This is a genomic window from Pseudomonas sp. S30_BP2TU TE3576, assembly GCF_050436025.1.
GTDB lineage: Bacteria > Pseudomonadota > Gammaproteobacteria > Pseudomonadales > Pseudomonadaceae > Aquipseudomonas.
On record NZ_JBNDLK010000001.1, the window covers coordinates 5,005,843 to 5,024,970 of the forward strand.

Genomic DNA, 19,128 nt, shown 5'->3' on the forward strand with positions numbered 1-19,128 from the left:
CGCGGGCAAGCCCGCTCCCACATTGGTTCTGTGTCGTTCACAAATCAAGTGTGGGAGCGGGCTTGCTCGCGAAGGCGTCCTGTCAGGCAGCCAACAACTAGCGCCGAACCTGCTTCAGTGTTTCCGCAATCAAGAACGCCAGTTCCAGTGACTGATCGGCATTCATCCGCGGATCGCAATGGGTGTGGTAGCGATCCGACAAGCCGTCCTCGGTAATCGGCCGCGCACCACCAATGCACTCGGTAACGTTCTGCCCGGTCATTTCGATGTGGATACCACCGGCATAACTGCCTTCGGCCTGGTGCACCTGGAAGAACTGCTTCACCTCGCCAAGGATCTGTGCAAAGTCGCGGGTCTTGTAGCCGCTGCTCGCCTTGATAGTGTTGCCGTGCATCGGGTCGGAACTCCACAGCACTTGCTTGCCTTCACGCTGGACGGCACGGATCAGTTGCGGCAAATGATCGCCGACCTTGTTCGCGCCCATCCGCGCGATCAGGTTCAGGCGGCCCGGGTCGTTGTCCGGGTTGAGCACGTCGATCAGGCGAATCAGGTCGTCGGGGTTCATGCTCGGACCGACCTTGACCCCGATCGGGTTGTTCACCCCGCGCAGGAATTCGACGTGGGCGCCATCGAGCTGGCGGGTGCGGTCGCCGATCCACAGCATGTGCGCTGAGCAATCGTAGTAATCGTTGGTCAGGCTGTCGCGACGCACGAAGGCTTCTTCGTAGTTCAGCAGCAGCGCTTCGTGGGCGGTGAAGAAACTGGTTTCGCGCAACTGCGGCGAACTGTCCATGCCACAGGCGCGCATGAACGCCAGGGTTTCATCGATGCGATCGGCCAGGTGGCTGTATTTTTCTGCCAGTGCCGAGTTGGCGATGAAGTCCAGGTTCCACTTGTGCACCTGATGCAGATCGGCAAATCCGCCCTGGGCGAACGCGCGCAACAGGTTCAGGGTGGCGGTGGACTGGTGATAGGACTGCAACAGGCGCTCGGGGTCCGGCACGCGGCTTTTTTCGTCGAATCCGATGCCGTTGACGATGTCGCCACGGTAGGCGGGCAAGGTCACGCCATCGATGGTTTCGTCGTTGGCCGAACGCGGCTTGGCGAACTGCCCGGCCATGCGCCCGACCTTGACCACCGGGCAGCCGGCGGCAAAAGTCATCACGATCGCCATCTGTAGCAACACCTTGAAGGTGTCGCGGATTTTCGCCGCGGAGAATTCGGCGAAGCTTTCGGCGCAGTCGCCACCCTGCAACAAAAACGCGCGGCCCTGGGTCACCTCGGCAAACTGGCGGCGCAACTCCCGGGCTTCACCGGCAAACACCAGAGGTGGATAGCTGGCCAGGGTCTGCTCGACCTGCTGCAAATGTGCGGCATCAGGGTATTGGGGTTGTTGCTGGATCGGCAGGGCGCGCCAGCTGTCAGGGCTCCAGGGTTGGCTCATCACGGTCTCTAGTGTTTTCGCTCGGACGTCCATGTTATCAGCAAATTAGTGCGTGACCTGTTCCCGTCGCTTCGCCGACAATCTCGTCTTTGCCGCTCTCTACACGCGGTGTTATTGCGTTGCCGGCCCCGGTGACGATCAGGAGATGAAATGACTGAGGAGCGCGTCGAGCATCTGCTCGCCGAGGTACAGGACGAGTTCGGCGTGATTCGTGTGCTGGAAGTGGCCGATTACCGTTTTCTCGAGTTCGGTGACGCCATCGAGCAAAGCTGCGTGTTCACCGCCGATCCGAGCTGGCTCGAGTACGACTACACCCGGGCGATGCTGATCGGTGCGTTGTGCCACGAGCAACCGGAAAGTGCGCTGTTTCTCGGCCTCGGCGCCGGTACGCTGACTCAGGCTTGCCTCAAGTTCCTGCCGCTGGAAGATGTCGAAGCCATCGAACTGCGCCCGGACGTACCGCGCCTGGCCATCGAGTACCTGGGGCTGGATGACGACCCGCGCCTGTACATCCGCGTTGGCGATGCGCTGGAACTGCTCGACACCGCCGAGTCGGCGGACCTGATTTTCGTCGACCTTTACACCGACGTCGGTCCGGGTGTCGGTCATCTGGCCTGGAGCTTTCTGGAAAACTGCCAGAAGCGATTGAATCCGGGTGGTTGGCTGGTGATCAATCAGTGGGCTACCGACGATGGAAAACCCCTGGGCGCGGCATTGTTGCGCGGTTTGTATCACCGACATTATTGGGAGCTGCCGGTGAAGGAGGGCAACGTGATTCTGATCGTGCCGTCGGAGCTGGATCAGGAACTGGACATGGACGGCTTGATCGCCCGTGCCGAAGCGCTGGCGCCGCGCCTGGGGTATTCGTTGCAGTCGTTGATCAAGTGCATTCGCCCAGCGACATGATTGCGCTGACTATCCGGGCCTCTTCGCGGGCAAGCCCGCTCCCACATTTGAACGCGATCCCCTGTGGGAGCGAGCTTGCTCGCGATAGCTTTCTACCTGGCAATACAAGGCTAAAGCCCTTTGAAGACCCCCGGCCGCCGCTCAACCATCGATCGCACGCCTTCCTTGACGTCCTCGCTAGCCATCAACTTCTTGACGAGCAGAGGCAACGCCTGTGCCGCTGCGGTTTCCCCTTCATACCGGGCCTGTCGCGCAGACATCAGCGTCGCCTGGACCCCAAGCGGTGCCTGGCGGGCGATTCGCTCGGCCAGTTCAATTGCCCGGGGCAGCAAATCCTCGCTGGCCATGACTTCCTGCACCAATCCCAGGTGCAAGGCGTCATGGGCGTCGAATTCATCACCGGTCAGCAACCAGCGCATGGCGTTACCCCAGCCTGAGACTTGATGCAGACGCAGGGTGGCACCGCCGAACGGGAAAAGCCCGCGTTGCACTTCCATCTGTGCGAACCGGGTGTTGCTGGCACACAGGTTGATGTCGGCGGCCAGCATCAGTTCGATGCCGATGGTCAGGCAATACCCTTGGGCGGCGACGATCACCGGTTTGCTGACCCTGGGACCTGCGAACACTCCCCACGGATCGCAGCCGCCGGGCGGAACCTGCCAGCCATCTGTCATTGTGGCGCTGGCATTGACCAGATCGAGCCCGGCGGTAAAGTGTTCGCCATGACCGAATACCACCGCCACCCGGGCTTCACTGTCGGCTTCGAACTCGCCATAGGCCAGGCTCAATGCGTTGAGCAGGTCGAGATCGAAGGCGTTGCGCTTGGTCACCCGATCCAGACCGATCAGGAACACATGACCATGCCGTTCGCGGCTGACTCGACTGGAGCAGGGCTGATTCATGGAGCGATCCTCGGGGGTAGGAAAGGCGTGCCAGACAGGCGGTCAGCACGGCAAAGGGTGAACCGTTTTAGCGCCGTCACCCGCAAGGCCGGGCCTTTGAAAAATAGACGGCTGATCGATTATTCGCAAAGCCTGTGACACAACCGCGTATCCAGTGGATTTTCGATAAAAAAAACTCCCTTTTTGGGCGAATTCCGGTATAGTGCGCGCCGGCCTTTAACCGGGCCGCGTTTAGGTAGCGCAATTCCCCGAAGCCAGCTTCGGCTGCACGTCCGCCCAGCGGACTCTTCCTTGACGATTCTTTTCATTCATTCGTTTTCGCAAATCCCCGCCGACAAAGCTGCCAGGGCGACTCTTGAGTCTCAACACGGCATGTGCAGCTTTGGAGCATGGGTCTTTGCGGATGCACTTAGAGGCAGACCCATGACCCAGGAAATCGGCGGCTTCGCCGCTCTTGAACTTCATCCAAATATTGTCGCTGCAGTAGTCGCTACCGGCTATGAAGAGCCTTCGGCCATTCAGCAGCAGTCGATCCCGATCATTCTCGCCGGTCACGATATGATTGGTCAGGCGCAAACCGGTACCGGTAAAACCGCTGCCTTTGCTCTGCCAATTCTGCACCGCATTGATCCGTCCAAGCGCGAGCCGCAAGCTCTGATCCTGGCCCCAACTCGTGAGTTGGCGCTACAAGTTGCAACCGCTTTCGAAACCTACGCCAAGCAAATGCCGGGCGTGACTGTTGTGGCTGTCTACGGCGGCGCGCCGATGGGCCCACAACTGAAAGCAATCCGTAATGGCGCACAAATCGTTGTCGCCACTCCGGGCCGTCTGTGCGACCACCTGCGTCGCGACGAAAAAGTACTGGCGACCGTGAACCACCTGGTTCTCGACGAAGCCGACGAAATGCTCAAACTGGGCTTCATGGACGACCTGGAAGTCATCTTCAAGGCCATGCCGGAAACCCGTCAGACCGTACTGTTCTCGGCAACCCTGCCTCAATCGATCCGTGCCATCGCCGAGCGCCACCTGCGCGATCCGAAGCACGTGAAGATTCAGAGCAAGACCCAGACCGTTACCGCGATCGAGCAGGCTCACCTGCTGGTTCACGCTGACCAGAAGACTTCTGCCGTTCTCAGCTTGCTGGAAGTGGAAGATTTCGACGCCCTGATCATGTTCGTGCGCACCAAGCAAGCGACCCTGGATCTGGCCAGTGCCCTGGAAGCCAAAGGCTACAAAGCCGCTGCGCTGAACGGTGACATCGCCCAGAACCAGCGCGAGCGCGTGATCGACTCCCTCAAGGATGGCCGTCTGGACATCGTTGTGGCGACCGACGTTGCCGCTCGTGGCCTGGACGTTCCGCGCATCACTCACGTGTTCAACGTTGACATGCCGTACGATCCGGAGTCCTACGTTCACCGTATCGGCCGTACCGGCCGTGCCGGTCGCGAAGGTCGTGCACTGCTGCTGGTGACTCCGCGCGAGCGCCGCATGCTGCAAGTGATCGAGCGTGTAACCGGTCAAAAGGTTGCTGAAGTTCGCCTGCCGGACGCTCAAGCCGTTCTGGATGCGCGCATCAAGAAACTGACCAACAGCCTGTCGCCGCTGGTGGCCGAGGCCGAATCGACTCACGGTGATCTGCTCGATCGCCTGACCGCCGACATCGGTTGCAGCCCGCGTGCCTTGGCCGCAGCCCTGCTGCGCAAGGCAACCAACGGTCAAGCGCTGAACCTGGCCGCGATCGAGAAAGAGCGTCCACTGGTGCCGAACAATGCACCGCGTGGCGATCGTCCAGAGCGTTCCGGTGATCGTCCAGAGCGTGGTGATCGCGAGCGTCGTGCTCCGATTCCACTGGCCGAAGGTCGTGCCCGTTGCCGTACCGCGCTGGGTGCGCGTGACGGTATCGCCGCCAAGAACCTGCTGGGCGCCATCCTCAACGAGGGTGGTCTGGCGCGTGAAGCCATCGGTCGCATCCAGGTGCGTGACAGCTTCAGCCTCGTCGAGCTGCCGGAAGATGGTCTTGAGAAGTTGCTGACCAAGCTGAAGGACACTCGCGTTGCCGGTAAGCAGTTGAAGCTGCGTCGCTACCGCGAAGATTGATCCGCTTTCGGGCTGATTGATCGAAGATGAAAAATCCCCGACTGGTTCGGGGATTTTTTTTGCCTGTCGTCAAGACTTGGCTGGTGAGCGGCGGTGGCCCATTCGCGAGCAAGCCCGCTCCCACACTTGATTTGTGAACGACACAGAACCAATGTGGGAGCGGGCTTGCTCGCGAAGGTCGCGACGCGGTCTGTCTGTCAGCCGAAGCGGTAAATATCCATGCCCAGCGCACCCATGGTGAACCCTTGGTGAGTAACGCTGAACTGCCCCCCGGCAGCGCGGGCAAAGTACAACGGCAACAAGTGCTCATCACTCGGATGATTGCGTACAGCGTTTGGCGCCTGTGCGCGATAGTCGTGCAGCGCGGCTTCGTCGTTCGCTGCGAGTTTCTCGATCATCCAGTCGCGGAACGCCTGGGCCCAAGGCTCAACGCTCTCGGGGCCGGCATGCCAGTCCAGTTCCCGCAGGTTGTGAGTGATGCTGCCGGAGCCGATCAGCAGCACGCCGTGCTCGCGCAGGCTGGCCAGCGCGTGGCCAACGCGGGTCTGCAGAGCGGGGCCGCCACGGGTGGGCAGTGAAACCTGAACAATCGGGATGTCTGCTTGCGGGTACATCAGCGATAAAGGCACCCAGACGCCATGGTCGAAAGGCCGATTGCTGTCGATACGCGCAAGCAAGCCAGCGGTTTTCAATAACTCGGCAACCTCTGCGGCGAGTCGTGGATCGCCGGGTGCCGGGTACTCGACCTCGAAAAGGGCCTTGGGGAAGCCGCCGAAGTCATGCCAGGTTTCCGGTTGTGGGTTGCCGCTGACCAACAGCTCATTGCTTTCCCAGTGCGCAGAAACAATCACGATGGCCTTGGGTCTGGGTATCTCGGCAGCCAGGCGGGCGAGTGCCGGCCCGCTGGCGCCGGGCTCCAGGGCGAGCATCGGGGAGCCATGGGATATGTACAGGCTGGGGAACATGAATGAGCTCCTGAGAGTTAAGATGCAACATCTTCAGTCAGATCATTAATCTAAATCTAATATAAGTTTTAGGGTGTTTTGATCGAATTTTCGGGGTTAATTATGCAGCCTGAGTTTTGGCACAAGAAATGGGCGGCGAATCAGATCGGCTTTCACCTGCCGCAGGTGAACCCTCATCTGAAGCGGTTCTGGCCAGGGTTAAGCCTTGAAGAAGGGGCACGCGTGTTGGTGCCGTTATGTGGAAAAAGCCTGGATTTGCTTTGGCTCGCCCATCAAGGCCATGAGGTCTTGGGAATCGAACTCTCGGAAAAAGCCGTCGAGGAGTTTTTCAGCGAGCATGGCTTTGATCCGGCCGTCAGCGAGCAGGGGCCGTTCAAGGTTTATCGGGCAGGTTCCATCGAGCTTTGGTGTGGCAACTTCTTTGAGCTCACGGCCGGCGACGTTGCTGATTGCTCTGCGCTCTATGACCGCGCCGCGCTGATTGCATTGCCGCCGAAGATGCGTGAGCAATATGCCGCGCACCTGAATCGCATATTGCCGAAAGAGTGTCGCGGATTATTGATCACGCTGGACTATGACCAGGCACAAATGGACGGACCGCCGTTTGCCGTACTCGATGATGAGGTGCAGCGATTGTTGGGCGGGTCGTGGTCGTTGAAGGTGCTGGAAGATCAGGATGTTCTGAGTGAGAGCGGGAAGTTCCTGGACGCGGGGGTGACGCGACTTGAGGAGCGGGTGTATCGGGTTTCCAGTCGGTAGGAACGGTTAGCTGCACTGGCCCCTTCGCGAGCAAGCCCGCTCCCACATTTGACCGCGATCCCCTGTGGGAGCGGGCTTGCCCGCGAAGAGGCCCTGAAACACACCGAAGTATTCAAGCAGACAAAAAAAGGCCCGCATTGCTGCGGGCCTTTTCATTTGCGGTGGAACCTCTTAGCCGCGGCGACGAGCCAGGGCGTCGATGCGCTCTTCCAGCGGCGGGTGGCTCATGAACATGCGGGCAAACCCTTGCTTGATGCCACCGTTGATGCCGAAGGCGTTCAGGGTGTCGGGCATGTGCACCGGCAGCCCCTGTTCCGCCCGCAGGCGTTGCAGGGCGCCAATCATCGCGGCGGTGCCGGCCAGGTTTGCACCTGCTTCATCGGCGCGGAATTCCCGCTTGCGCGAGAACCACATGACGATGGCGCTGGCCAGGATACCCAGAACCAGTTCGGCGAAGATGGTCGCCACGTAGTAGGCAATACCCTGGCCTTCTTCGTTCTTGAAGATCACTTTGTCGACGAAATTGCCGATGATCCGTGCGAAGAACATCACGAAGGTGTTCACCACGCCCTGGATCAATGCCAGGGTAACCATGTCGCCGTTGGCTACGTGGCCGATTTCGTGGGCCAGAACGGCTTTCACTTCATCCGGCGAGAAGCGCTCGAGCAAACCCTGGCTGACCGCGACCAGCGCGTCGTTCTTGTTCCAGCCGGTGGCGAAGGCATTCGCCTCGTAGGCCGGGAAGATACCGACTTCGGGCATCTTGATCCCGGCTTCGCGGGACAGTTGCTCGACGGTTTGCAGCAGCCATTGCTCGTGACGGGTGCGTGGCTGGGTGATGATCTGGGTGCTGGTGCTCATCTTCGCCATCCACTTGGAGATGAACAGCGAGAACAGTGAACCGGCGAAACCAAAGACCGCACAGAAAATCAGCAGCTGATTGAGGTTGAGATCAACCCCGTTGGCCGCCATGAACCCGTTGAAGCCAAAAAGGCTCAGGGTGATGCTGGCAATCAGCACGACCGCCAGGTTAGTGGCCAAGAACAGCAGGATGCGCATCATGGTTGTAGAAATCTCCTCATGCTAAATATGTAGCGTACTGCGGGGTATATAAGGTGCTGCACCGGGGTATTCAACCGGGTGACTATTTCAAACTGTGTCCTACGGCAATAGTTTAGCTGCTTGCAGGGCATTTCCGACGCGGGTGCGGGAAGTGTTTGTCAGTCAAATACCGTCGAGTGCCCCAACCTTTGTTAGGCGCGAGCAGACAAGGTGTTATCCGGCAGGGAGCGAAGTGGCTGCCATCGGCGGAGCGCATACATGTGTTGCTGAATGAATCACCGTGCGACGTACGGGAGCGTCGCACGGTGACTGGCCGCTTACTGGCGGTAGGACTTGAGGAAGTTGCCGATGCGTCCGATGGCCATGTCCAGGTCATCGACACGGGGCAGGGTCACGACGCGGAAGTGGTCTGGCCATGGCCAGTTGAATGCGGTGCCTTGAACCACCAGCAGCTTCTCGGAGAGCAGCAGGTCGAGAACGAACTTTTCGTCGTTATGGATTGGGCAGACCTTGGGGTCGATCCGCGGGAATGCATACAGCGCCCCCATCGGCTTGACGCAGCTTACGCCCGGAATGTCGTTGAGCAACTCCCAGGTGCGGTTGCGTTGTTCGAGCAAACGGCCCGGCGGCAGCACCAGGTCATTGATGCTCTGATAGCCACCCAGGGCAGTCTGGATCGCGTGCTGGCTCGGCACGTTGGCGCACAGGCGCATGTTCGCCAGCATGTCGATGCCTTCGATGTAGCTCTGGGCGTGGTGTTTCGGGCCGGAAATGGCAACCCAGCCGGAACGGAAGCCGGCCACGCGATAGGACTTGGACAGACCGTTGAAGGTCAGGCACAGCAGGTCCGGCGCCAGGGAGGCGGTGCAGATGTGCACGGCATCGTCATAGAGGATCTTGTCGTAGATCTCGTCGGAGAACACCACCAGATTGTGCTGGCGGGCCAACTCCAGCATGCCCAGCAACACTTCCTTGGAGTACACCGCGCCGGTCGGGTTGTTCGGGTTGATGATCACCAGGGCCTTGGTGTTCGGGGTGATCTTGGCCTTGATGTCGGCCAGGTCTGGCCACCAATTGGCTTGCTCGTCGCACAGGTAATGCACCGGATTGCCGCCGGACAGGCTCACGGCTGCAGTCCACAATGGATAGTCAGGCGCAGGCACCAGCACTTCGTCGCCATTGTTGAGCAGGGCCTGCATCGACATCACGATCAGTTCGGAAACGCCGTTGCCCAGGTAGATGTCTTCAATGCCGACGCCCTCTACCTGCTTTTGCTGGTAATACTGCATCACGGCCTTGCGCGCACTGAACAGGCCCTTGGAGTCGCTATAGCCCTGGGCGGTCGGCAGGTTGCGGATCACGTCCTGGAGGATTTCATCCGGCGCTTCGAAACCAAAAGGCGCCGGGTTGCCGATGTTCAGCTTGAGGATGCGATGGCCTTCCTCTTCCAGGCGTTTGGCGTGCTTGAGCACCGGGCCGCGAATGTCGTAGCAGACGTTGGCGAGCTTGTTCGATTTGCTGACCTGCATGGCGATGTGTTCCCGAAAATGAACGATCCAGACGGCATTTGGACAACCGTGCTGGGAATCCTGCGTATTCACACAGGCCCGGCGCCTTGAGATGCAGCACCCATATTTCCGTTTGAATGCGCGTGGTCTGGCTGCCAGACTGGCGTTTGACGAGGCGCAATCATACGTGCCGCCCGATCCGTGGAAAAGGTACAGATCGGGCTTTTTCAGCCGCTGAGGTGTGATGATGGAAAAGTTGGAAAAAACCCTGGAAGAATGGAAGGCGATGCTCGATCCAGAGCAGTACAACGTGTGCCGCCTCAAAGGCACCGAACGTCCGTTTTCCGGCAAATACAACGCCACCAAAACCGACGGTGTCTACCACTGCATCTGCTGTAACGAACCGCTGTTCGACTCCACGACCAAATTCGATTCCGGCTGCGGCTGGCCGAGTTTCTACGCGCCGATCGGCGACAGCGCCATGACCGAAATCCGTGATGTCAGCCACGGCATGATCCGCACCGAAGTGGTCTGCGCCAAATGCGACGCGCACCTTGGCCACGTGTTCCCGGATGGCCCACCGCCGACCGGCCTGCGTTATTGCATCAACTCGGTGTGCCTGGACCTGGTGCCCCGCGAATAAGTCCCCGAAGCGATCCGATGATCGCTTTCCGGATATTTAAATTGCACGCAATTCAATTGCTCGCTACTTTGTTGTCTCTTCCATTCACTCGGAACCTCAAACATGAGCGACAACCTGCTGAGTATCCCTTGCACCACGATCAAGGGTGAGCAAAAGACCCTGGCGGATTTCGCCGGCAAAGCCGTGCTGGTGGTCAACACGGCCAGCAAATGCGGTTTCACTCCGCAGTACAAAGGCCTGGAAGAGCTGTGGCAGACCTACAAGGACCAGGGCCTGGTGGTGCTCGGTTTTCCCTGCAATCAGTTTGGCAAGCAAGAGCCGGGCAACGAAGGGGCGATCTCCGAATTCTGCGAGCTGAACTTCGGAGTCAGCTTTCCGCTGTTCAAAAAGATCGAGGTCAATGGTGCCGGCGCCCATCCGTTGTTCGTGCAATTGAAAAAGCGCGCACCGGGTGTGCTGGGTTCCCAGGGCATCAAGTGGAACTTCACCAAGTTCCTGATCGGCAAGGACGGGCAACTGGTCAAGCGTTTCGCCCCGGCGACCAAGCCGCAGGACCTGACCCGCGAGATCGAAGCCTTGCTCAAATGAACACCTTGTCCGTCGATTCCCTGAAGCTCGACAGCCAGCTGTGTTTCAAGCTGTACGCGGCTTCCCGGGCGGTGATTCGCGCCTACAAGCCTATGCTCGATCAATTGGGCCTGACTTACCCTCAGTACCTGGCGATGCTGGTGCTGTGGGAGTGGCAGGAAGCCGCCCCGGAGCAACCGACCGTCAAGGCATTGGGCGAGCGCCTGGCCCTGGATTCCGGCACGCTGACACCGTTGCTCAAGCGCCTCGAGCAACTGCAACTGGTGCAGCGTCAGCGTTCGGCGCGCGATGAGCGTGAAGTGCATCTGAGCCTGTCGCCAGCCGGCATGGCCTTGCGCGATCAGGTCGGGCCACTCAAGGCGCGTCTGTTGTGCGACAGCGGTGTCGATCTGAATCGTCTCAACGACTTGCGCGATGGCCTCGATCACCTGTTGGGGCAGATCAAGGCGCTGTCGTAGCGGGGACCCACAAGTCCAGCAAGGCGGCCAGTTCTTCTCGCCGGAAAGGTTTTGCCAGGTAGTCGCTCATGCCCGCGGCACGACAGCGTTCGCGCTCTTCCGACATGGCGTTGGCCGTCAGGGCGACGATGGGCAGTTGCGGCCAGCGTCCGCTGCGGCGGATTTGCCGGCTGGCCTCATAGCCGTCCATCACCGGCATGTTGCAGTCCATCAGCACCAGGTCGAATTCCCGTTGCTCAAGTTGATCCAGGGCCTCGCCACCATGAGCCGCGGTGGTGACCTCGCAGCCGAGTTTGCCGAGCATGCCCTTGGCCACCAGCTGGTTGACCGGATTATCTTCCACCAGCAGCACACGCCCGCGGCGTAGCGGGGATTGCGTGTCGAGCCGGACATCATTGATCGGGTGGGTTTCCGGTTGCAGGATCCGCTGCAACATCTGATACAGCGTATTGCGTGCCAAGGGGCGTGCCTGTTGTTGCAAGGGAGCGAGGGCGTTGGCCTCTTCGCTGGGCATGAAATTGCCATAAGCGGTGATCAACAGGATCGGCGCGCTGAGGGTGGGGCGCAAATTGAACAGGCATTCGGGACAATCGGTGATGAGCACGTCGGCTGCCAGCCCAAGCAGTGAGTCATTCATGGAGCGCCGTTCATAGTCCAGCCCCCATCCCGGCAACAGACTGTTGAGCAATTCGCCCAGCCCGCTGCTGGCGGCAGTGATGGCGATGACTTTGCCCTTGAGCAAAACAGCAGGCATTGCACGGGTATGGATGGGCAATGGCAAATCCGCGCAGAACTGGCTGCCAAAACCTGGCTCGGAGCTGATTGTCAGGCGCCCCTGCATGGCCTCGCAAAGGTTGTAGGTCAGGGCCAGGCCGAGCCCGGTGCCACCAAATTGGCGGGTAATACCGGCACCAGCCTGGGTGAAGGGCTGGAAGATTTTGACCTGAGCATCCTGAGGGATGCCGATGCCGGTGTCGCAGACTTCGATTCTGACGCCGTCCCCGAACGTCGACAGGCGCACGTCGACCCGTCCGAAACGGGTGAACTTGAGGGCGTTGGACAGCAGATTGCTGACGATCTGCCGCACCCGGGTCGGATCGCCGAGCACCAGTGCCGGGAAATGCGGATCGATCAGGCAGGTCAGTTCGACACTGGGGGCGGCGTTCTGCGACAACAGGTTGGCGGTGTCTTCGATCAGCGAGCCGAGGTCGAAGGGGATGCGCTCGAGTTCGAGTTGACCGGCATCGAACTTCGACAAGTCGAGAATATCGTTGAGCAATTCCACCAGCACTTTGCCCGAGTCATGGGCAATGGACAGCTGCTGCTGTTGCTCGGCATTCAGCGGCCCGTCGAGGGACAGCGCGATCATCCCGAGCAAACCATTGAGTGGCGTGCGAATTTCATGGCTCATGTTGGCCAGGAACACCGAGCGGGCTTCGGCCATGTTCAGGGCGGTACTGCGGGCGGCTTCCAGTTCCTCGTTGGATTGACTCAGCCGGGCATTGATCGCCTTGAGTTCGGCAGTGCGGGCCGAGACGATGTTTTCCAGTTGGCCGAGATACTCGGTCAGGCGGTTTTCCGCGTTGCGGCGCTGCTGGATTTCGGTGGCGGTGTTTTTGAATTGCTGGTTGGCAACCTTGACCAGCACGCCGATCTCATCGTTGGCGTGCCCGGTGGGACATTCCAGTGAGGTCGGCTCGGTACTGCTCGGGTCGCGACCGCTGAGTTCACGGATGACCCGCACCAGGGGGGTGGTCAGCATTACATAAAACAGCGCCAGCAGGATGCCGGACAGCAGCAGGCTGCGCGCAAAGCCATTGAGCAGGGTCACTTCGGCCCGGCGCAGGAACCGGTTGCCGAAGGCGTAAGTGTCGACGTTCAGCCGCAGCGTACCCAGGGATTCGCTGGGTAAATGATCCAGGTAAAGTCGGTCTTCGAACTGTCGGCTGGCACCGAACAGGAAGTCACTGAACATCCGGTAGCCGTTTTGCACCTCGGGTCGCTTGGAGTTCGCCAGCACGGTGCCGTTGTTGTCGGTCAGTTTCGCGCCGATGATCGCCGGCGAGCGCAGCAGGCCCTGGGTCAGTTCCTTGGCGAGTTCGGCGTCGATGTTGTAGGCGATTCGCGAGGCCGGGTTGTGGCTGATTTCCAGTAATGAAAGGATTTCACGATTGATGGAGGCGTCTTCACTGGCATAATCGATGCCTATTTGCAGCAGGCTGAGCAGCGTGCCCAGAATGAAACCGACCAGCACGGTAAGCCGGGCTTGCTTGAACGACAGCCGGTTGGTGAATTTGATATCCATGGGGGGGTGAACCACTTCCGTTTCCTTTCGCTGCTCTAGCATAGTCGATCATGCCAGCCTATTGATGTTCACGCGGGGCCTGTATCGCGGGGGCAGCCACTTGTCTGACGCTGTATTTCGTCGCTGTATCACCATCATTACTGTGAACGTGCCTGAGGAGAAGTCGTGGATTCCCGATTGAATGCTTTTCTTGAACGCGCCGATGCCGTTCTGGCCCGTATCGAGCCGTTGCTGCCGGCGCCCCGGCCAGCCATCGACTGGACGCATTGCCTGGCCGCGCGCTGGCAGCGTGAGTCGCGCGGCGGTTATCTGTTGCCGCTGGAGGTAAGCCTCGACATGCGGTTGTCGGACCTGATCGGCGTCGACCGGCAAGTCGAGCAGCTTGGGCGCAATACCCAACAGTTCCTCGACGGCATGCCCGCCAACCACGCCTTGCTCTGGGGCTCGCGCGGTACCGGCAAGTCATCGCTGGTGCGCGCCTTGTTGGCCGAACACGCTCAAGCCGGTTTGCGCCTGATCGAGATTGAGCGTGATCACTTGGCAGACCTGCCGCGAGTGGTCGAACAGATCGCCAAACTGCCCCAGCGTTTCGTGCTGTTTTGCGATGACCTCTCGTTCGAGTCGGGCGAGGGCGAATACCGGGTACTCAAAAGCGTCCTAGATGGCTCGCTGGAACAGGCGCCGGACAACGTCTTGCTGTATGCCACGTCCAACCGTCGCCACCTGGTGCCGGAAAAGGAAAGTGACAACGAAAACTGGAAACGGGTCGACGGCGAACTGCATCCCAGCGAAGCGGTGGAAGACAAGATCGCGCTGTCGGATCGCTTCGGTCTGTGGCTGTCATTCTATCCGTTTACCCAGGAACACTTCCTCAACGTCGTCGAGCACTGGATCGGCCAGTTGGCCGGCAAGGCCGGACTGGCGTGGCAGCGCAGCGAAGAGCTGGACATTCTGGCGGTGCGCTGGGCCACCGGCCGTGGCAATCGCAACGGACGTTGCGCCTATCAATTTGCCCGTTACTGGGTCGGGCTGAAGCTGTTGGAGCACAAGGCATGATCGATTTACAAAAGAGCGGCCAGGGCCTCGAGGGCTACGGCATGTTGCACGCGCAGCTTGAGTCCTTGTTGGCGGACGAGCGGGATTTCATTGCCAATGCCGCGCAGTTCTCGGCGTTTCTGTTCAATCAGCTCGATGACTTGAACTGGGCCGGTTTCTACCTCAACCGCAATGAAGAACTGGTGTTGGGCCCGTTTCAGGGGCAGATCGCTTGCGTGCGGATTCCGTTCGGTCGCGGCGTATGCGGGGCAGCGGCAGCCACCTTGCAGACCCAACGGGTCGAAGATGTTCACGCGTTTCCCGGCCACATTGCCTGCGACAGCGCCTCGAACAGCGAACTGGTGGTGCCGCTGGTCAAGGACGGCCGATTGATCGGCGTGCTCGATCTCGACAGTCCGAAGCTCGCGCGCTTCAGCGCACAGGACCAGGCTGGAATCGAACGACTGGCGGCGATTTTCCTGCGCCTGACCGACTGCTGATCAAGACGCCGGACCGGCCTTGGCCAGCAGGCTCAACAGATGACGAATGGGTTCATGGGTGGCGTGCAGGTCCAGCCGGACATCCTGCTCAATGCGGCTGAAGAGTTTTTCACTGCTCGACAGTATGATTTGTGTGGTTTGCCGATAGTTGAAAAGGCCCGGCACCACCCCGGTCAGCAACTACAAAAAGGTGAACATCACGCTGATATGGACATGCAGGGGAAACCGGCGTGGGGCCGTGCGCAGTGGGTCAGGCATGGCGGGTTTCTCCAGGGTGGTCAACACGCTGCTGAGGGGCCAAGCATCGTTAAGGTTCTGTCATTTTGCTTTCGTCGCAATGCTCAATCTGACGTAGTAACGCGTGCTCCAGCTCAAGCATGGCGCGCTCCATGGTTTTGCAGCATCCAGCCACTTTTTCGTGATCGGAATCCTCATGGCAGGCGGCTTCGAGCGCCTCACAGCGGTCGATCAAACGAGAGGCCTGCACTATCCGGGCCGCGCCTTTGATTTTGTGGGCAATGTCCTGCAACGCCTGCGTGTCCCCGGAGCTGGATAGCGAAAGCAGCGTTTGCAGGTCCTGGCGATTGCTGCTCACCAACTCGTTCAGCAATCGCTGGTTCAAGATCGGGTTACCTCCGGTCAGCAGTTTCAACCCCTGGAGGCTGAACGCCGGGGCTGCATGGGCCGGTTCAATGCCTTCCACCCATTGACTCAAGGCGCCGAGGCTGAGGGGCTTGAACAGGCAGTCGTCCATTCCGGCTTGTTTGCAGCGTTGTATTTCTTCCGGTTGTGCGTTGGCGGTAAACCCGAGAACGGTGCAGGGAGGGCGATGGTTTTGTCGTTCATGCCGGCGAATGGCGCGGGCCAGCTCGTAACCGTTCATGACCGGCATGTTGCAGTCGGCGATCACCAGATCAAACGGTTGGTTTTTCCACACCTCGAATCCCTCCTTGCCATCGGCCGCGACGGTGAATCGATGGCCAATAAACTCCAGTTGCTGGCAGGTGAGCAGACGATTGGCCGAGTGATCGTCAACCACCAGAACATTCAATGGAGTTGTGGCGATGACGACTTGCGTTTCGGCTACCTGGGCTGACTGTTGCAGCGGCAACGTTGCCAGTTGCAGTAAAACCTGCACTTGAGTGCCGACGCCCGGCTCACTGTGCAATTGCAGGCTGCCGCCCATCATTTCGCACAGGTTGCGGCTGATCACCAGCCCCAGCCCTGCGCCCCCCCTGGCCGATTGCATGGCGTTGTCGGCCTGGGCAAAGGGTTCGAACAGGCGCTGTTGATCCTGTTCGCTGATCCCGATACCACTGTCGTGAACCTGCACCCGCATTTGCACGCACTCAGGTTGCGTTGCCGGGTGCAGGTCGACAATGACCCGGACCTGGCCATGCTCGGTAAACTTGATGGCATTGCTGACCAGGTTGGAGAGCACTTGCTTGAAGCGCAAAGGGTCCAGCAGCACATCGACGGCCGGGTTGACCGACGAAAACTCCAGCACCAGCTCGAGTTCCTTCTGTCGAGCCAGACCATCGAAAATCCGTAGGACCGAGGCCACCAGTTCGCCCGGGTTGACACGCTCCGGGCTCAGGCTCAAGCGTCCCGATTCGATTCTGGCGATGTCGAGAATGTCGCCGATCAGTTCCAGCAATCCTTGCGCCGAGTTGTACGCGACATCGATGGCCTGACGCTCCGGGTGCTGATGATCAAGGCGCTTGAGTGTCAGTTCGAGCATGCCGATGATCGCGTTCATCGGCGTGCGGATCTCATGGCTCATCGTGGCCAGAAACGTGCTTTTGGCCCGGTTGGCTTTATCGGCGCGCTCTTTCGCGCAACGCAGGTCATCGAGCAGTTGCCGCCGTTCGCTGATGTCGATCCAGCCACCGATAATGCCTTGGACTTTTGCGCTGGAATCCCGATAGGGCAGAATCCAGTGATAGATCGTCAGCTTCCGGCCACCGATATGCAGCTCGCGATCGACAATCAGCGGTCTGCCCTCGGCCACCACGCGCTGATAGTCGGCCTGGTACTCCCGGGCTTCGAACACATTGCTCATCGATCCCTGCATGACGCTTTTGCCAATGACATCTTCACGCCTGGCGCAGAACGCCTGCAGGTAACTGTCGTTGCAACTTTGCAGTAGCCCCTGGCAATCACGTACGTAAATCGGATGCGGCGTGCCATTGACCAGCGATCGCATGAACTCGAATTGATCGTTCAACGCACGCTCGGCGGCCTTGCGCTGCTTGATCTGGCGTCGCATGTAATCGTTCCACGCAATGGAAATCAGCAGCAACACGCCTGCACCGATGACGATCTGGTAGAACAGTCTTTGATAGTTGCGCCAGGTGCTTTGCGAGGACGCCGAATAGCCGCGCCAGCGACTGTTGATGATGCCCAGTTCCTCCGGTGAGATGCTCAGTAACGCCTTGTCGAGGATGGCGTTCAACTCTTTGGCGTCCCGGGCTGTGGCAAGCGAGAACGCCGCCTGCTCGGTGCCGATGGTGGTGCTGATTTGCAATGTGTGCTCGAAGAGCCGCGACGAACTGAAGTAGTTGGCAATGATCAGTGAACTCACGGCGCCGTCGGCCCGACCTTCGGCAAGCATCTCTACGGCGCTGAAGGTGTCCTGGGTTTCGATCAACCTGATCCGGGGAAACTCTCTGCGCAGGTAATCCATGAGTGGGTTGCCTCGGGCAATTGCCAGGCGCCTGTCCTGCAACTGTTCAAGGTTGGCCGGGCTGTCGGCGGCTTTGCGGGTCAGCAGGACGGAAGAGTTCTCCAGAAAGGGGCGGGTAAAGTTCAGTTGGGTCTGACGTTGGGTGCTGGGGAGCAGTGCGGCGATCACATCAGCCTTGTTGTTCCTGATCTGTTCGATCATCTCGTCATCGCTTCGACTGCGCCGGATGTCAAAGCGCAAGCCGGTGCGCAGCCTGATCAGTTCAAGCAAGTCAGCGGTGACCCCGCGAAAGTTGCCATTGCTGTCGAAAAACGTCAGTGGCGCAAAGGCTTCGTTGACGACGACGCGCACCATCGGATGGTGTGCCAGCCAGCGTTCTTCCCGGTCAGTGAGTTGCAGTTTTTGATCGGTAAGCAGAATGTCGCTGCCGGCGCTCCAGCGTTTGGCGATGTTTTCTCGTTCACTGGAGGGGATGGCCCCGATCATCGAGTTGATGATGCCGAGCAGTTCGGGGTTGTTCCTGTTCACGGCAAAGCTGAAACCATGGGCTTCGTGTTTGCCGAAGTTGGCCATGCGGATGTTGTTCAAGTACCCCTTGTTGATCATGTAGTGAGTTGAAATGGTGTCACCGAGAAACACGTCCGCCTGGTCGAAGGCAACGGCGTTGATCGCATTCTGGTAGGACGGATAGGACGTGATGATCGCCTTCGGATACATCGCCCTGACTTCCGGCAGCGGCAAGTAGTGATACACCATGCTCAGGCGCAATCCGGCCAGGCCATCGGCAAGGGATCGGGTTTCCCCTTCGCGGGTCACCAATACGGGTTGGTCGACGGCATAGGGTGTGGACAGAGCAATACCGGCATTGCCAGCTTCGAAGCCATTGGCGGTGCCGAGCAGATCCACTTCGCCGTTTTGCAGCGCAGCGATCGCTGCCCCTCGGGAATCGAAACGCTGAACCGTGACGGGCAAACCGGTTGTTTTTTCCAGAAGGCCGGCGTAATCGGCAGTAAACCCTTCATAGTCCTGACCACTGGTCGTCAGGTCGAAAGGCGGATAGTCCGGGGCGGACGTACCAAGGGTCAGTCGATGTTTGCGTTGTATCCACTGTCGTTGGGATTCATCCAGTCGAACCTCCAGAGCCCCGGCCTTCGAGCGGCTGAGCAGCGTGTATTGTTCACTGCCCGGTGCCCCGAACAACGAGGTGCTCACGCATAGGCCTGCGGTCACTTGAATCAGATAGACCTTCAAACGGCTGGGCATCCAGGTT

Annotated in this window: 15 protein-coding genes and 1 pseudogene; 8 read left to right on the forward strand and 8 right to left on the reverse strand. The window is 59.6% G+C overall.

The window, feature by feature from the left end; translation table 11 throughout:
• Positions 1-97: 97 nt before the first annotated feature.
• Positions 98-1,444 carry a class II 3-deoxy-7-phosphoheptulonate synthase gene (locus ABIA48_RS22885; RefSeq protein WP_007983513.1) on the reverse strand — a complete coding sequence of 449 codons (1,347 nt, stop codon included), beginning with the start codon at positions 1,442-1,444 and terminating at the stop codon, positions 98-100.
• A 150-nt stretch (positions 1,445-1,594) separates the two neighbouring features.
• Here ABIA48_RS22885 and ABIA48_RS22890 point away from each other — a divergent pair, with 150 nt between their 5' ends.
• Positions 1,595-2,350, forward strand: coding sequence for a spermidine synthase (locus ABIA48_RS22890; RefSeq protein ID WP_150726295.1), 756 nt, complete (start codon positions 1,595-1,597; stop codon positions 2,348-2,350).
• Positions 2,351-2,460: 110 nt separating this feature from the next.
• Here ABIA48_RS22890 and ABIA48_RS22895 read toward each other — a convergent pair whose 3' ends face one another.
• Complete coding sequence (locus ABIA48_RS22895; RefSeq protein WP_429491517.1) at positions 2,461-3,252, reverse strand: crotonase/enoyl-CoA hydratase family protein; 792 nt, start codon at positions 3,250-3,252, stop codon at positions 2,461-2,463.
• Positions 3,253-3,675: 423 nt separating this feature from the next.
• Between ABIA48_RS22895 and ABIA48_RS22900 the strand changes: the two genes are divergently transcribed.
• On the forward strand, positions 3,676-5,349 hold the full coding sequence (locus tag ABIA48_RS22900) for a DEAD/DEAH box helicase (protein ID WP_108229895.1): 1,674 nt from the start codon (positions 3,676-3,678) through the stop codon (positions 5,347-5,349).
• A 197-nt stretch (positions 5,350-5,546) separates the two neighbouring features.
• On the opposite strand, the gene ABIA48_RS22905 is transcribed toward ABIA48_RS22900, so the two are convergent.
• Positions 5,547-6,314 carry a DODA-type extradiol aromatic ring-opening family dioxygenase gene (locus ABIA48_RS22905; protein ID WP_429491519.1) on the reverse strand — a complete coding sequence of 256 codons (768 nt, stop codon included), beginning with the start codon at positions 6,312-6,314 and terminating at the stop codon, positions 5,547-5,549.
• A 102-nt stretch (positions 6,315-6,416) separates the two neighbouring features.
• On the opposite strand from ABIA48_RS22905, the gene ABIA48_RS22910 reads away from it, so the two are divergent.
• Entirely contained in the window at positions 6,417-7,073 is a 657-nt protein-coding gene (locus tag ABIA48_RS22910; RefSeq protein ID WP_429491521.1) for a thiopurine S-methyltransferase, read from the forward strand.
• Between the two features lie 171 nt (positions 7,074-7,244).
• Here ABIA48_RS22910 and htpX read toward each other — a convergent pair whose 3' ends face one another.
• Positions 7,245-8,135 carry a protease HtpX gene (htpX, locus tag ABIA48_RS22915; RefSeq protein ID WP_007973520.1) on the reverse strand — a complete coding sequence of 297 codons (891 nt, stop codon included), beginning with the start codon at positions 8,133-8,135 and terminating at the stop codon, positions 7,245-7,247.
• Between the two features lie 317 nt (positions 8,136-8,452).
• Positions 8,453-9,664, reverse strand: coding sequence for a pyridoxal phosphate-dependent aminotransferase (locus ABIA48_RS22920; protein ID WP_429491523.1), 1,212 nt, complete (start codon positions 9,662-9,664; stop codon positions 8,453-8,455).
• Between the two features lie 226 nt (positions 9,665-9,890).
• Between ABIA48_RS22920 and msrB the strand changes: the two genes are divergently transcribed.
• The 3 genes from msrB (at position 9,891) to ABIA48_RS22935 (ending at position 11,332) form a co-directional block, all read left to right on the forward strand.
• The gene (msrB, locus tag ABIA48_RS22925; RefSeq protein ID WP_429491525.1) at positions 9,891-10,286 is read left to right on the forward strand and encodes a peptide-methionine (R)-S-oxide reductase MsrB; all 396 of its coding nucleotides are present in this window, start codon (positions 9,891-9,893) and stop codon (positions 10,284-10,286) included.
• A 102-nt stretch (positions 10,287-10,388) separates the two neighbouring features.
• Complete coding sequence (locus ABIA48_RS22930) at positions 10,389-10,874, forward strand: glutathione peroxidase (RefSeq protein WP_008002671.1); 486 nt, start codon at positions 10,389-10,391, stop codon at positions 10,872-10,874.
• Positions 10,871-11,332, forward strand: a complete 462-nt coding sequence (locus ABIA48_RS22935; protein WP_007983496.1) for a MarR family winged helix-turn-helix transcriptional regulator — start codon at positions 10,871-10,873, stop codon at positions 11,330-11,332. The genes ABIA48_RS22930 and ABIA48_RS22935 overlap by 4 nt, the downstream gene beginning before the upstream one ends.
• On the opposite strand, the gene ABIA48_RS22940 is transcribed toward ABIA48_RS22935, so the two are convergent.
• On the reverse strand, positions 11,316-13,679 hold the full coding sequence (locus ABIA48_RS22940; RefSeq protein ID WP_429491528.1) for a response regulator: 2,364 nt from the start codon (positions 13,677-13,679) through the stop codon (positions 11,316-11,318). The genes ABIA48_RS22935 and ABIA48_RS22940 overlap by 17 nt on opposite strands.
• A 123-nt stretch (positions 13,680-13,802) precedes the next feature.
• On the opposite strand from ABIA48_RS22940, the gene ABIA48_RS22945 reads away from it, so the two are divergent.
• Both ABIA48_RS22945 and ABIA48_RS22950 read left to right on the forward strand, forming a co-directional pair.
• Positions 13,803-14,693, forward strand: a complete 891-nt coding sequence (locus ABIA48_RS22945) for an ATP-binding protein (protein WP_429491530.1) — start codon at positions 13,803-13,805, stop codon at positions 14,691-14,693.
• On the forward strand, positions 14,690-15,172 hold the full coding sequence (locus tag ABIA48_RS22950) for a GAF domain-containing protein (RefSeq protein WP_007983490.1): 483 nt from the start codon (positions 14,690-14,692) through the stop codon (positions 15,170-15,172). The genes ABIA48_RS22945 and ABIA48_RS22950 overlap by 4 nt, the downstream gene beginning before the upstream one ends.
• A gap of 21 nt (positions 15,173-15,193) precedes the next feature.
• Here ABIA48_RS22950 and ABIA48_RS22955 read toward each other — a convergent pair.
• Positions 15,194-15,430, reverse strand: a pseudogene (locus ABIA48_RS22955) (hypothetical protein); the annotation flags it as partial.
• A gap of 49 nt (positions 15,431-15,479) precedes the next feature.
• Complete coding sequence (locus ABIA48_RS22960) at positions 15,480-19,121, reverse strand: transporter substrate-binding domain-containing protein (RefSeq protein ID WP_429491532.1); 3,642 nt, start codon at positions 19,119-19,121, stop codon at positions 15,480-15,482.
• Positions 19,122-19,128 lie beyond the last annotated feature (7 nt).